Origin of the sequence: Corynebacterium coyleae, from assembly GCF_030408635.1 — a bacterium.
Lineage (GTDB): Bacteria > Actinomycetota > Actinomycetes > Mycobacteriales > Mycobacteriaceae > Corynebacterium > Corynebacterium coyleae.
This window is the reverse complement of record NZ_CP047198.1, coordinates 2,163,908-2,177,996: the sequence shown is the minus strand read 5'-3', so window position 1 is coordinate 2,177,996 and position 14,089 is coordinate 2,163,908. Positions and strand designations below refer to the sequence as shown.

At 61.1% G+C, this 14,089-nt stretch carries 7 protein-coding genes; all 7 read left to right on the top strand.

Annotated elements, in window-relative coordinates; genetic code table 11:
- The first annotated feature begins 30 nt into the window (after nucleotides 1-30).
- The 7 genes from CCOY_RS10585 to CCOY_RS10555 all read left to right on the top strand — a co-directional run bounded on the left by CCOY_RS10585 (nucleotide 31) and on the right by CCOY_RS10555 (nucleotide 14,085).
- Nucleotides 31-1,089 (top strand): hypothetical protein, encoded by a 1,059-nt coding sequence (locus CCOY_RS10585; RefSeq protein ID WP_143028427.1) that lies wholly within the window; start codon nucleotides 31-33, stop codon nucleotides 1,087-1,089.
- Between the two features lie 503 nt (nucleotides 1,090-1,592).
- Nucleotides 1,593-6,323 carry a YPDG domain-containing protein gene (locus CCOY_RS10580; protein WP_290180900.1) on the top strand — a complete coding sequence of 1,577 codons (4,731 nt, stop codon included), beginning with the start codon at nucleotides 1,593-1,595 and terminating at the stop codon, nucleotides 6,321-6,323.
- A 177-nt stretch (nucleotides 6,324-6,500) separates the two neighbouring features.
- Nucleotides 6,501-6,941 carry a helix-turn-helix domain-containing protein gene (locus CCOY_RS10575; RefSeq protein WP_092100088.1) on the top strand — a complete coding sequence of 147 codons (441 nt, stop codon included), beginning with the start codon at nucleotides 6,501-6,503 and terminating at the stop codon, nucleotides 6,939-6,941.
- A gap of 72 nt (nucleotides 6,942-7,013) precedes the next feature.
- Nucleotides 7,014-8,081 (top strand): ATP-grasp domain-containing protein, encoded by a 1,068-nt coding sequence (locus CCOY_RS10570; protein WP_070614370.1) that lies wholly within the window; start codon nucleotides 7,014-7,016, stop codon nucleotides 8,079-8,081.
- A 79-nt stretch (nucleotides 8,082-8,160) separates the two neighbouring features.
- On the top strand, nucleotides 8,161-9,507 hold the full coding sequence (gene pta, locus CCOY_RS10565; RefSeq protein WP_092100726.1) for a phosphate acetyltransferase: 1,347 nt from the start codon (nucleotides 8,161-8,163) through the stop codon (nucleotides 9,505-9,507).
- Nucleotides 9,508-10,710, top strand: coding sequence for an acetate kinase (locus CCOY_RS10560; protein ID WP_070451088.1), 1,203 nt, complete (start codon nucleotides 9,508-9,510; stop codon nucleotides 10,708-10,710).
- Nucleotides 10,711-10,809: 99 nt separating this feature from the next.
- Nucleotides 10,810-14,085 (top strand): Rib/alpha-like domain-containing protein, encoded by a 3,276-nt coding sequence (locus CCOY_RS10555; RefSeq protein ID WP_092100725.1) that lies wholly within the window; start codon nucleotides 10,810-10,812, stop codon nucleotides 14,083-14,085.
- Nucleotides 14,086-14,089: the final 4 nt, after the last annotated feature.

Genomic DNA, 14,089 nt, shown 5'->3' with positions numbered 1-14,089 from the left:
GATCGCCCCGCTCACCAATCGGTGGGCGGGGTGATCAGCTTTGCAAAGCAGGTGTTGTGGTGGGGCGCGATTACCGCAACACCACGGGCCTGGGTCTGCTGGCTTGACCATGGCAGCATTTCCACCGAGGAGACGAAGGCGGACGGCTACGCGCTGAACTCGGGCAAGAATTTCTACGACAAGTGCCCGGAGGGCCTGAAGGATCAGTTCTGCTTCGTTGGCCAGTCCACCATCCCCGCGGACTGGAAGAATCTGGTGTTGCGTTCCAACTACATCGGCAAGGCTGACGGCATCATTGGCGTCACGCATGAGCACGATCAGTTGGCGGAGGAGGACCTGACTGTCTACGAGCTCGCGGTGCTTGCTGCTGCCGATAACAATCTCAAAGCAGGGGCATTGCTTATCGACGACGCCCACAACGGCATCGTTCTCCACCACCCCAACAACGCCGTGAACGTCCGCGTGGAAAACAAGGGCATCGATGCCCACGCCTTCACCGTGGAAGCCCGTTGGGGCAACGGCAAGTCCGCACGCAAGGACATTGCCCTGGCTGGCATCGCGGATAAGGACAACTACGCTGGCGACCTCGCCATCCCGATGCAGGACCTCGCCGGGGTGAAGGGCCCGAACACGCCTGTCGAGCTGTCGGTGAAGAACCAGAACGGCGAGACCGTGTTCGACGAGACCTTCCGCGTCCCCGTCCTCGACCTGACCAAGCAGGAAGCCGAAACGGTGCTTAAGGACCTCCCGTCCGCGAAGGTGAACAAGGAGGAGCAGAAGAAGGTCGAGCAGGTGCTGCGCCCGGTCGTGCAGCCGCCGGCCCCGACCACCTCGGCGCCGTCGCCTGCGCCTACCCCGAAGGAGACCGTCACGGTCACGCCGACGCCGAAGCCGGCGCCCGCCCCGGTGACCCAGACCCGCGGTCCGGTGGAGACCGCGAACCCTTCGGATTCGGCAGGGGAGCCGTCTGATGGCTCCTCCGCGAACGGCGGCGCGATCGCCGGCGCCGCCTTGGTAATCCTTGGCGCCCTCACCGCTCTGTTCGGCTGGTGGTTCAAGAACGGCGAGCAGTTCAAGTTGCCGTTCTAGACTCACGGCTTCGGGGGCCGGCTGTCTCTCCGGCTCGACGCCTGTGGTGGATTCTTCCCATCACAGGCGTTTTTACGTTTTCGCCGTCTTTACACGTGACCATTAAAACGTCACTCATTACCCCCGCTATGGGGTGGCAATAAAATTCATAACCGTTATTCAGGTGAAGCGTGCGTGAATTGGCCCTTCTTCGTAAGTGGTCTGCACTATTAGTGATTGTGCTGGACAGGTGCATATTGACCTACGGCTCGCGTTTTGGGCGGCGACTTAGCTATTTCACAGACTGTGTTTTACGGTGGTATAACAGTACTGGCCAGCGCTTTTAATGGCGAATGTCAATAACTTCCCTCAGGGTGTGAACAGCTGCTGGGAAACTTGGGGGAGTATTGCCGCCTCCTGTCAGGTTCTCTACGGTGGTGTTCGTAGGCCCTGTTAGTAGGTGCGTTTTGTTTGCTCGTCAGGGTCGTGAACCTTTGACGCTAATCCTTTTTGGAGGGAAGTTAATGAATAAACGTCACATTGGTCGCCGTCGCGGCACGTCTGTGGCTGCAGCAGCGCTTTCGTTTGCGCTCGTCGCTCCGTTCGCTCAGCCGGTCGCGTTTGCTGCTGAAACTGGATCTGAGGTGAATACGGTTGATGGACACACAGCGAAGTGTGGTCTGGATCCAAATGATCCGATGGCGCGCTACAACACCCAGCTGGTTAACACTGAAGGTGCTGAGGTTGTTGACGCGATTGCAAATGGCTACACCACCTCGGTGACTGACTTCACCAATGCGAAGCACACTGTGTCTGGCTTCGTTGGTGTCGGTGGCTACGGCACGATTACTCCTGGCACAGGTCGCTTCGTTGAGGACGGCACCCGTGTGTTCATGCAGTGGATGGATGAAGACGGCACCGTGTCTCCGGTGTATGAGACCCAAACCCACAAGGTAGGTACTCGTCAGGGACGTTTTGCCTTTGATCTGCGTGATGGGTTTACCGATTCGAATGGTAACTTCCACCAGTTCCGTGCTGTGTCCAGTCAGCTGATTCGCATCTGGGCGGAGCCACAGGTTGAAAAGCGTTCTGGTCTGTTGATGTACCCGATGCGTACGGCACCGGGTTTGACGACCGGTCAGTGGCAATCGGCGTTCCCAGCAAAGCACGGTACGTTCCCGCTTGTGGGCACGAACTACCAGCGTGCCCACATTTGGATGGGGTACTTGCCGATTGATCCTGAGACTGGCAAGAACTTCATGATGGCTGAGGAAGTCTCGGAGAACCCGCTCGTCGGCCGCAACGCTGAAGGCCGTGATCTTGGCACCGTAACCGGTGATGAGGTCATCGTTGGCCGTGTGTGGCATGAGACTGGCCTTGGCGCAGATCAAGCCAACATCGTGACCGGTCCTGCCTTCAAGACTCCCGCTTCGACTTCGAAGGATACGCCTGCCGTCGGTTACAAGGTGTACTTCACCACGTTGACTGAAGAGGGCATTACCGGTTTGGCAAATGCGCATGAGCAGGACATGTTCGTTCGTCCTGGTGCTGTTGCGGATTTGGTTAAGGAGCACCCTGAGTGGCTGCGCAAGACCTGGGTTGCGACCACGGATGAGACTGGCCAGTACGCCCTCGACCTGAAGGGCGACTATGATGAGGTCGCGAAGAACCGTGGTTACTATGCGTGGGTTGAGGATGCTTCTGGCACCGTAGTCCAGACGCACTCGGTTGGTGCGCCGATGGAGTTTAAGTTCAACTTCTCGCGCCAGGCGTCGAACTGGGTTGCATTCCCGACGCCGAACAGGCTTTCCGGCGCTGTCGCGAGCATGAACTTTGCGGTGACGGGCTCGCCGGAGGCGAATAATCTCGCGCTGCATGTAGTGAATTTCGACAATATGAACAACCTGGCGCACCGTGAGGATGTAGCCAAGTTGGCTATTGATGGTGCGTTGCCGGGTACGGCAAACCGTATTGTGTGGACGAATGCTGCCGGCAAGGTAGTTGACCCAGCAACCGGCGAGCCGATCGAGGGTGTTGATCCGCGTGATCCGGATGTTGGCACGCAGATTGAGCAGTGCGGTGATGAAGCGAATGCGTCTTTGACGGTGCCGAAGTCGGCTAAGGACGGCGATACGTTTACCGCATGGTTCTATGCTGGCCCGAATCCGATTGCTGCTGATTCGTTCTCTGTGACGGCTGATCAGGCTGCTGAGGTTGATCCGCGTTACGGTGATGTGCACTGGGATGAGGATCCGGAAACCGATGGTTACCAGTCTCTGCCGCCGAAGTTCTTCAAGGAAGATCGTGATGGCGTCAAGGTTGATAAGGAAAACGATGTCACCGATTCGGTTGAGGGCGAGAAGTACGAGTTTGCGCCGAAGTTCCGTATGCCGTTGAGGGATGAAAACGGTGATCCGATCGAGGAACAGGCACGTAATGCAGATGGCAGCCCACAGTTCGCAACTGAGCCGGTAGTCGATGAGAACGGCGATCCGGTGCTTGATGATGAAGGCAATCTGCAGGAAAAGCAGGTGCTGGATGATGCGGGTAATCCGATTCCGGTGATGGAGCAGAAGATCGGTGTTCCGGAGGGGTTTGCGATTGATCCGGCTACCGGTGTGGTGACTATTCCGGAGAACTACTTGCCGAAGGATGGCGAGGATCCGGTTGTTGTTCCTGTGCGTGTGACCTATGCCCATGGTTCGGTTGATGTTACGGATGTGACGTTCCACCCGACGAAGAAGTACAACGATGTCTTCGAGCCGTCCTATGACACCACGTTGGTTGTTCCGGGTACGGATGCGGAGTCGAAGCCGAAGTTCACTAAGAACGGTGAGCCGTTCGAGAACGTTCCGGCTAAGTCCAAGTTCGAGTTGAAGAACGAAGATGGCAGCGACTGGACTGGTCCTGAGGGCTACACCGTGACGGTTGATCCGGAAACCGGTGCCGTTACGGTGAAGGCTGATCCGGAGAAGATCAAGGAGCTGGGCGAAGACGGCAAGCCGGTTGCTCCGGAGGAATTCGATGTTCCGGTGAAGGTGACCTACCCGGACGGCACTGTTGACGATGCGACTGCGAAGTTCCAGCTCGACACCGACGGTGACGGTGAGCCGGATGTCACCGACGAGGATGACGATAATGACGGTATCCCGGATTCTGAGGATAAGAACCCGCGTGATCCGGAGGTCGGCAACGACGCATACGTCTACGAGCCTAAGTACGACCAGGATGGCTCCGGCAAGCCTGGTGAGGACGTCACGGTGGACAAGCCTGTCTTTAAAGACAAGGACGGCAAGGACACTAAGGCTCCTGAGGGCACCAAGTTCACCCCGGGTGAGAACGTCCCGGACGGTGTGACCATCGATGAGAACACCGGTGAGATCAAGGTAACCATCCCTGAGGATGCCAAGCCGGGTGACAAGATCACGGTCCCGGTTGTTGTGACCTACCCGGATGGCACCACCGACACTGTTGATGTTCCGGTGACTGTCGAACAGCCGGATGCTCCGGCTCCGTCGATTGAGACTGGTACCGAGGTTGATGAGGTTCCGGCTAATGGTGAGCCGAAGACTTTGGATGACAAGGTCAAGAACCCGACTGAGGATATGACGGGTGACGTCCTGGATAAGGATGGCAACCCGATCAAGGATGCCAAGGTTGAGATTGATCCGAATACTGGTGAGATCAAGGTGACGGTGCCGAAGGGTACTGATCCGCAGGATGCGACCGTTGTTGTCAAGGACAAGGATGGCAACCCGGTTGATAACCCGATCGACATCAAGATCACCGAGCCGAAGGACGAGACTCCGGCTCCGTCGATTGAGACTGGTACCGAGGTTGATGAGGTTCCGGCTAATGGTGAGCCGAAGACTTTGGATGACAAGGTCAAGAACCCGACTGAGGATATGACGGGTGACGTCCTGGATAAGGATGGCAACCCGATCAAGGATGCCAAGGTTGAGGTTGATCCGAACACTGGTGAGATCAAGGTGACGGTGCCGGAGGGCACCAAGCCGCAGGATGCGACCGTTGTTGTCAAGGACAAGGACGGCAACAAGGTTGGCGAGATCGACATCAACATTGTTGACCCGAAGTCCGACGCCGCGAAGAACGTCCCGAACTACGGCGATCGTAAGAACGTTGAGGCTGGCAAGACTGAGAAGTCTGATCCGTTTGAGGGCAAGACCGATGTTCCTGTGAAGGAAGCAAAGGGTAAGCCGTCTGCTGGTTCTGAGGGTTGGACCTTCAAGACTGGCAAGACCGACGGTGTTGTTGAGGCAACGGCTCCTGACTACAAGGAGGTCGAGGAGAAGATCAACTCTGAGCTGCCGAACATCGATAGCAGCTGGGAGAAGTTCAAGGAGATCTTCACTCCGTACGTTCTTCCGTCGGTAGATGTTGATTTCACCTACAACGATGGTTCGACGAACTCTGCAACCGCTGGCTTCGATCTGGTTGGTAAGGACGGTAAGTCCCTGCTGGATCCGAACGGCGACTTCGACGGTGACGGCATCTCGAACAAGAATGAGATCGAGAAGGGCACCAACCCAGCAGACGTCGACAAGGGCGATAACACGGATACCACTGCGCCGACTGTGGATCCGGTGAAGCCTGGTGATCGCGAGATCACTGGTAAGGACGATCGTCCGAACTCGAAGATCACTGTGACCTTCCCGGATGGCACCAAGGAGGAGGCGATCACCGATAAGGACGGCAACTGGAAGGTCGACGTTCCGGCTGGTATCGAGCTGAAGCCGGGTGACAAGATCACGGTCATCGATGAGGCAGGTAACGATACGACCGCAACCGTCGGTATCGACACCGCCAAGTGTGTCGCTACCTCCGTCGGCTTCGGTCTGCCGCTGATCGCGCTCCTGCCGATCGGTCTGGCTACCCAGTTGGAGATCCCGGGTCTGTCCGACTTTGCTGCTCAGGCGAACGCACAGATCCAGAACGCCAACACCCAGATCCAGCAGCAGCTGGGCATCTTCAACCCGCAGCTGGCTACCCAGGTGGACGCAATTAACGCGAAGCTGGGCCAGTACGGCACTGACCTCGCAACGGTTGCAGGTGGTCTGGCACTGATCGCCGCTGGCATCCTCGCCGGCACGATCATCTACGACAACTGCACCCCAGGTGGTGGCTCTTCCGTGAAGGACCTGGAACTGAAGGGTTCTTCCGGCAAGACCTACGCCGGCTCTTCCAAGGAGGAGAAGGCACCTGCTACGACGCAGAAGGCAGAACCGAAGAACTAATTCGGTAGCCACACGCCTTCTTTGAAGGCACCTTCCTCGAAACGCCGTTGCCCCGCTCACCAACCCGGTGGGCGGGGCAACGGCGTTTTGTCTCGAGTTCGCCTGGAGCGAACTAGCTGCATTGCACTTATAAGTGAAAGGCGATATTGTGCAGTGCATACTCAAAAGGAGGCTCAAATGGCTACCGCACTTTCGCCGTCGAACTCCATAGTTCTCACTGCCGAGGAGACGGCGTCTTTCGGGGCGCTGCAGATCCCGGATGGGGCAGACATTGCAATCCATGGTCCGGACGGTGACGAGGTTGATCTGCCGAAGGATGTCCAGAAGACTGTGCTTGCCGCGCTGCAATCCATAATTGAAAACGGTGAGGTCGCAATCATGCGAATGCCTGCGGAGCTCACTAGTACGTCAGCAGCGGAAATCCTCGGTGTATCTCGGCCAACTCTGATGAAGTGGGCTAAGGAGGGTAAGGTCGACAGTTTTAAAGTCGGCACGCACACTCGGTTTAACCGAGGTGACATTCTTGCTCTCAGGCGAGCCCTGGTGAAGGAGCAGGATGATGCTTTGGAAAAACTCCGATCTTTTGAACTCCAAGAGTTCGGACCGGTCGACGACTGACTTTGCAGCCAGCTCTTCACTCGCGTTTCTCGGCTACCTGCGCGACATATAAGTGTGGGACAATCTGGCGTTATGACTGTTCCATCTTCTGCACAGCGTCGCGCGCTGATCCTTGGCACGTCGCCGATGGCCCGCGAGCTTGAGCAGGCTTACCAGCGCCTCGGGTTTGAGACTCAGATTGGTGCTGTGTCGCTGGCTGATCAGTTCCACCCGGACATCATTGTGACCACGGGGGATTCGCCGGACACGCTCGAAGAGGTTGAGGTGGCGGCGGAGGCTGCCGGGGCGGCGGTGGCGCCGTCGACAAGCGCATGCCGCCGTACTGCGGACCGCATGGCGGTGCGCACCCAGGCGAGCGAGGAACTGGGTTTGCCCACGCTGGATTGTGAGTTTGTGACCACGCCGCAGGAAATGCAGGACGCGGTGGAGCGCCTCGGGTTTCCGTGTGTGGTGAAGTCGCCGACATCCCGCGACGGGCAGGGATTTTCCACGGTGCACAGCAACGCCGACCTTGCGGAGGCCTGGAGTATCGCCTCGGAAGGCGAGGGCGACGGTGTGGTGGTGGAGCGCTACATCGACTTTGATTTCGAGGCCACGATCCTCGCGGCGCGCTCCATCGACCCGAACACGGGCGAGTTGGCTACGTGGTTCTGCGAGCCGATTGGCACCCGCCACCGCGAGGGCAAACTGGTGGAGGCGTGGCAGCCTGCGCCGATGCCGGAGGCCGCGATGGACAACGCGCGCTCGATTGCCGCGCGCATCATGGGTGGGCTTGCAAGTTGCGGCGTGTACTCCATTGAGCTGTTTGTCTCTGGCGACGATGTCTACTTCTCCCAAGTCACCCCACGCCCGAGCCGTGATGGGTTGGTCACGCTTGCCACGCAGCGCGTCAATCAGTTTGATCTGCAGGCGCGTGCGACGCAGGAGTTGCCCATCGATTCGACGCTGGTCAGCCCCGGTGCCGTGCGCTTCCTGCCGGGCGTAACCCCCTCGTTGGGGGCTATCGCCGCCGCGATGGAGGTGGAGGAGACCACAGTGCGCATGTTCGGCCCGGATGTGTTGATTCTTTCCACCGCGGATTCGGCCGCGGAGGCGCGTGTGCGTACCGACGACGCAGCACGCGCCATGAAGAAGATGTAGGTCACACCATATAGTGTCTCGCCGTGTCGGCAGTGTCGGTAAACTATGCACTGTTTGCCCCACAACGAAAGGTGAGACAATGTCCCAGACCCTGCTTGTAACCCTTGCAAACCGCACCTTCGAGGGTGTGGATCTGCAACAGCTCGCCGGCCGTCTCGGCCTCGAACTGGTGCGCGCCGAAGGCGACAGCGTGGCGGAGATCTTCAACTCCGGCGCACTCTTCGGCGACGCGAAACTGATCCAGGGCACTGGTGACTACAACTTTGACGGCGAGCTCGCCGCAGCTCTCGGGGTGCCCGTGGTGCTCATTACTAGCGACGACACCACCGCACCCCTGGCCAAGCGCCGCGTGGAGGAGTTCGGGGCGGTTGTGGTGTCGTCGATTAGCGGTGGCGATGTGGAGACCTTCCAGCCCGCTGCAGTCGACGCCAAGCCGGTCATGAGCCCGATCGTGTTCGAGCATCAGCTGCTGGAGCAGGCCAAGGCCGCCGGCTCGCACGTGGTGCTGCCGGAGGGCGAGGACGACCGCATTCTGCAGGCGGCGGATCAGCTGCTGCGCCAGGGGATTGCACAGATCACGATTCTTGGCGATGTCGCCGACATGAACCGCCGCGCCACCGGCCTCGGCCTGGACCTAAGCGGCGCGAACCTGCTCAACCACCTCGAATCCGATCTGCTTGAGGAGTTCGCCGCCGACTTTGCGGAGCTGCGCAAGAAGAAGGGTGTGACGCTCGAAGAGGCCCGCGAGACCATGAAGGACGTCTCCTACTTTGGCACCATGATGGTGCACAAGTGCCTGGCAGACGGCATGGTCTCCGGTGCCGCGCACACCACCGCGCACACGATTAAGCCTTCGTTCCAGATCATCAAAACCGCCCCGGGTGCATCCGTGGTCTCCTCGATCTTCCTCATGGTCATGCAGGACCGCCTCTGGGCGTTCGGCGATTGCGCCGTGAACCCGAACCCGACCGCCGAGCAGATCGGCGAGATCGCCGCCGTGTCCGCCAAGACCGCCGCCCAGTTCGGCATTGATCCGAAGGTGGCCATCCTGTCGTACTCCACCGGCTCCTCCGGTGCGGGCCCGGACGTGGAGCGCGCCGTTGAGGCCACCGCGAAGGCGAAGGAACTCGCCCCGGACGTTGCCATCGACGGCCCGCTGCAGTTCGACGCCGCCTGCGACCCGGGGGTGGGCGCAAAGAAGGCCCCCGACTCCCCGGTAGCGGGCCAGGCCAACGTGTTCATCTTCCCCGACCTGGAGGCCGGCAACGCGGGCTACAAGATCGCCCAGCGCACCGCAGGCGCCCTCGCCGTCGGCCCGGTGCTGCAGGGTCTGAATAAACCGGTCAACGATTTGTCCCGCGGCGCCACCGTGCCAGATATCGTGAACACCGTAGCTATTACCGCGATTCAGGCAGGGGCGAAGTAAATGTCTTACGTACTGGTTATCAACTCCGGCTCGTCCTCGATCAAGTTCCAGATCGTCGACCCGACCTCCGACGCGTCGGCGGACCCGTTCGTCTCGGGTCTTGTCGAGCAGATCGGTGAGCCCCAGGGCCGCATCACCATCAAGTACGACGGCCAGAAGCACGTCGTGCAAAAGGCCGTGCCCTCTCACGCGTCCGGTTTGCAGGAGACGTTCAAACTTCTCGACGCCAAAGGCGTCGGCCCGACCCAACTCGACATCGTCGCCGCAGGCCACCGTGTTGTCCACGGCGGCATGGTGTTCTCCGAGCCGGAACTGATTCTGGACCCGGTCGTGGACATGATCCGGGACCTCATCCCGCTGGCGCCGCTGCACAACCCGGCCAATATCGACGGCATCGAGGTCGCCCGCGAGTTGCTGCCGGACATCCCGCACGTCGCCGTGTTCGACACCGGCTTCTTCCGCGACCTGCCCCCGGCCGCCGCGCTGTACGCCATCAACGCTGAGGTCTCCGAGCGCAACCTGATCCGCCGCTACGGCTTCCACGGCACCTCACACGAGTTCGTGTCCTCCCAGGTGCCGGAACTCATCGGCCGCGACCCGGCGCACACCCGTCAGATCGTGCTCCACCTGGGCAACGGCGCTTCCGCTTCCGCGGTTGCCAACGGCCACCCGATCGACACCTCCATGGGCATGACGCCGCTGGCCGGCCTGGTCATGGGTACCCGCTCCGGCGATATCGACCCGGGCATCATCTTCCACCTGGTGCGTCAAAGTGGCATGACTATCGACGAGATCGACAACCTCCTCAACCGCCAATCCGGCGTCAAGGGCCTGTCGGGCGTGAACGACTTCCGCGAACTGCGCGCCATGATCGAAAACGAGGACGAAAACGCCTGGTTGGCCTACAACGTGTATCTCAACCAGCTGCGCCGCTTCATCGGTTCCTACATGATCGCGCTTGGCCGCGTGGACGCCATTACGTTCACCGCCGGTGTTGGCGAGAACGATAAGTTTGTTCGCATGGATTCGCTGGACAACCTGAAGCACTACGGCATCGAGATCGATCCGGCGAAGAACGATTTGCCTAACGACGGTCCACGCATCATCTCCACCGACGACTCCACCGTGAAGGTTCTCGTCGTGCCTACCAACGAGGAGTTGGCCATCGCACAGAAGGCCGCCGCCGTCGCCGCACGGGTATAAAAGCAAAATGTTGTAACAACTTACCCTGAGCCGATATATTGACATGTAGTAACAACGCCCGCATTGCGGGCTGAACATACCGTCAAAGGGGATGGGCAGATGGCCGAGCAGCACCGCAACGTTTCCAGTGTGCGCCGACGTGGAACCTCAATCGCAGCATGTGCCATCGGCCTGTCGCTCATCGCAGGCGCGGTGCAGCCGGTGCAGGCGGCCGAAACTACGAAACCCACGGAGACCACGGAACCCGCGGAACCCACGGAAGCCGCACCGGAGCCGGTTGCAGACCCGGTGAATCCCCCCGAGGTCGACGAGGGCTGGTCCGGCGTCTCCTACCCAGCGGCTAAGGTGCGCCTTGGCCAAACCACCTCCACGCAACCTGTCCTCGGTTTCCTCGAGTCGTACATCAACAAGCCGGTCCACTACCGCTTTGAACATCCCGATGCCGTCAACCCAGCCTGGGGTGCTGAGATCGACGGCGATTCGGGCACCGTGACCATCACCCCGGATCCGTCCAAGGCCGAAGAGCTGCCGGATGAAGAGACCATCAACATCATGGCGGTGTACAAGGACGGCGACCACAAGATCGTCCCGTTCGACATCGTGCTTTCTGCGGACCCGTACTTCATGCGGGTCGAGGACCGCACCTTCTGGGCGCACAAGCGCATCAAGCCGGTCCCCGTTCGCGCGCTGCGGGTTCCCGATGGCGCCACATTGACTATCGACGACTCCACCCTCCCCGAAGGCATCACCGCCGACACCTCCCGCGCCAAGGGCCGTGTCCAGAACGTCTACCTCAAGGGCGCCCCGACTACTCCGGGCACCTACAACGTCACTGCGCGCGTGCATGGAGAGGACGGTAGCCCGCTCGTTGATACCGCAGGCAACGTCGTCACCTCCATGTTCACCATCACCGTCAAGGACACCTCGGAGCTTCCCGAGCCGGTCCGGGAGAAGCTGACCACCCCGCCGGACGGCACCGTCCGGCCCGGTGAGAAGTTGGAGATCCCCGTCGACACCGAAAACGCCTCCTCCGTGGACGTCCAGGGCCTGCCGGACGGCGTGATTTACGACGAGGAAAACAGCGTCATCACCGGTACCCCGAAGGAGCCGGGCGACTACGACGTGGTCGTGGAGGTCATCACCGAAGACGACAGGTTGTTGGAGGAGCACCTTGAGATCTCGGTGTCCGTGGCTGACGGCTTCGCGTGGCATCCGATCACGGTGCGCGCTGGTGAGGATGTGGAGGCTGCGCCGTCGAGGGTGCCGTCGACAAGCATGGGCATCCGCGCCGCCGACGATGCGCCCGAGTGGGTCACCGTTGGCGTCGACGGCGTGATCAAGGCGTTCCCGCCGCGCGACCTGGCCCCGGGGGAGTACAAGTTTGGCGTGATTACCGACGACGGCGCGCGCAGCACCGTCACCATCGACGTCCAACCCCCCAACACCGACGCCTCCCGCTACTGGCCCGAGTACCGCCCGGGCTACCTGCGCTACGGCGAGACCGGCAACAACAGCGCACCGACCGCGAAGCTGACCGAGGGCGGCCGCAGCTACCGCAACCAGCCGCTGCCTGCCGGCACGAAGTTCGAGATTCTGGGTGATTCCACGGGCCTTGAAATGGACAAGGGCACCGGCGTGATCACGGTGACAAAGCCACGCACCGAAAACTTCGACGTCCGCGTGCGGATCACATTCCCGGATGACACCATCGCGGAGCGTTATGCGAAGTTCATCGTGGACCCCGCCCCGCACAACGTCACCTACCAACCCGCCTACGAGCAGAACAAGGGCGCGCAGCCGGGCAAGACGGTGTTGATCCGCCAGATTGGCAAGATGCCTGAGGATGCGGAGTACGTGCTGGCCACCCCGCACACCGAACTCAACGGCTGGGATGTTGCCGTCGACCTGGATTCCGGCCTGATTCGCGCGACCGCGCCGAAGGACAACGCCAAGCCGATCGAGGTGCAGGTCCGCGCGCTGTACTCGGACGGCACCATCGATGACGTGCCGCCGAGCGAAGGCGAGCCCAGCGCCAACCGCGAAGGCGGCGAAGCTGCCACCGTGCGTATCGACGCCCTCACCGGCGACACCCTCGCCGACGGTGTCCGCAGCCTGGAGTACAAGCCGGTGTTCGACGCCGAAGGCAACATCCGGATCACCCCCACCGGCTCCGTGCCGGAAGGCACGAAGTTCGAGGCAGACGGCCTGACCACCCTGCCGGTAGAGCTTGACGAGAACACCGGTGAGATCACGATCAAGGTGCCAACCGACGCACCGGCCGACGCACCCTTCGACGTGCCGATCAAACTCACTCTGCCGGACGGCTCCACCCAGGAGATCGTCGTCCCGGTGACCACCCGCTCCGAAGCCAAAGGCAAGGCCGTGTCGTGGGCGCCGCTGAAACTCACCGAGGGCGGCGACCCGACCACCAAACTGCCCACCGCTGCACCGGAGGGGGCGCGGTACGGGCTGGCGGCGTCGTTTAGCGAGCCCGGCTGGCGCGTCCATGTCGACGAAACCACCGGCGCCATCACCGCCGCCATCGACGGCGGCATGGCGGCGAGGAGCAACGCGCTGGCCACCCTGATCCCGATCGTGGTCACGTTCACCGACGGCTCCCAACGCATCGTCGAGGTCCCGGCGACCGCCGTGCGTGGCGAGGCCGCCCTCACCGGCATCGAATACCTCGGCGGCAACGTCCGCGCAGGCGCGGAACGTGTACTGACCCCCACCAAGCACAAGGGATCCTTCTCCCTGGTCACCCCGGTAGAGGGGCTGCACACCGCCATCGACCCGGAAAACGGCGTGCTCACCGTCAAGGCCACCCCAGATACCCTGCCCGGCATCCGCGAGGTGCCCGTGCGTATTAGCTTCAGCGACGGCTCGGAACTGTTCACCTCCGCGCCCGTCCAGGTGCTCACCGCCAACGGCGCGACCACCCTGGCCAAGGACGCGAAGCTGGAGAACATGCTGGTCAAGGGCACCGCTGGCGAGACCTCCCGCTTCGCCCTGACGCGCCCGGAGACCGCCATCGACCACCCGTTCTCGCTCGGCCAAACCGAATCCGACGGCTGGACCTTCGGCATCGACCACGCCACCGGCGAACTCACCGCCAGCATCCCCGCAGGTGCGGAGGGCCATGCGAAGGCCGTGCCGGTGTTCGTCGAATACCTCGACGGGTCCCGTGGCAAGTTCACGGTGACGGTGGAGGCGACACGGGCGGTGGAGTCGTCGACAAGCAGTAGCTCCGTAGACACCCACGCGATAGGCTGGATCGCCGGGCTGCTTGCCATCCTCGGCCTCATCGGGGCAGCCAACTACGCCCTGTACGAAAACCGAGAGTTTTACCAACAATTCCTAGTCTGGTGGAAGTAGGAGA

Excerpts from the sequence above, each read along its gene's own strand:
- CCOY_RS10580 (WP_290180900.1), top strand. The coding sequence starts at position 1,593 with ATGAATAAACGTCACATTGGTCGCCGTCGCGGCACGTCTGTGGCTGCA.
- CCOY_RS10575 (WP_092100088.1), top strand. The coding sequence starts at position 6,501 with ATGGCTACCGCACTTTCGCCGTCGAACTCCATAGTTCTCACTGCCGAG.
- CCOY_RS10570 (WP_070614370.1), top strand. The coding sequence starts at position 7,014 with ATGACTGTTCCATCTTCTGCACAGCGTCGCGCGCTGATCCTTGGCACG.
- pta (WP_092100726.1), top strand. The coding sequence starts at position 8,161 with ATGTCCCAGACCCTGCTTGTAACCCTTGCAAACCGCACCTTCGAGGGT.
- CCOY_RS10560 (WP_070451088.1), top strand. The coding sequence starts at position 9,508 with ATGTCTTACGTACTGGTTATCAACTCCGGCTCGTCCTCGATCAAGTTC.
- CCOY_RS10555 (WP_092100725.1), top strand. The coding sequence starts at position 10,810 with ATGGCCGAGCAGCACCGCAACGTTTCCAGTGTGCGCCGACGTGGAACC.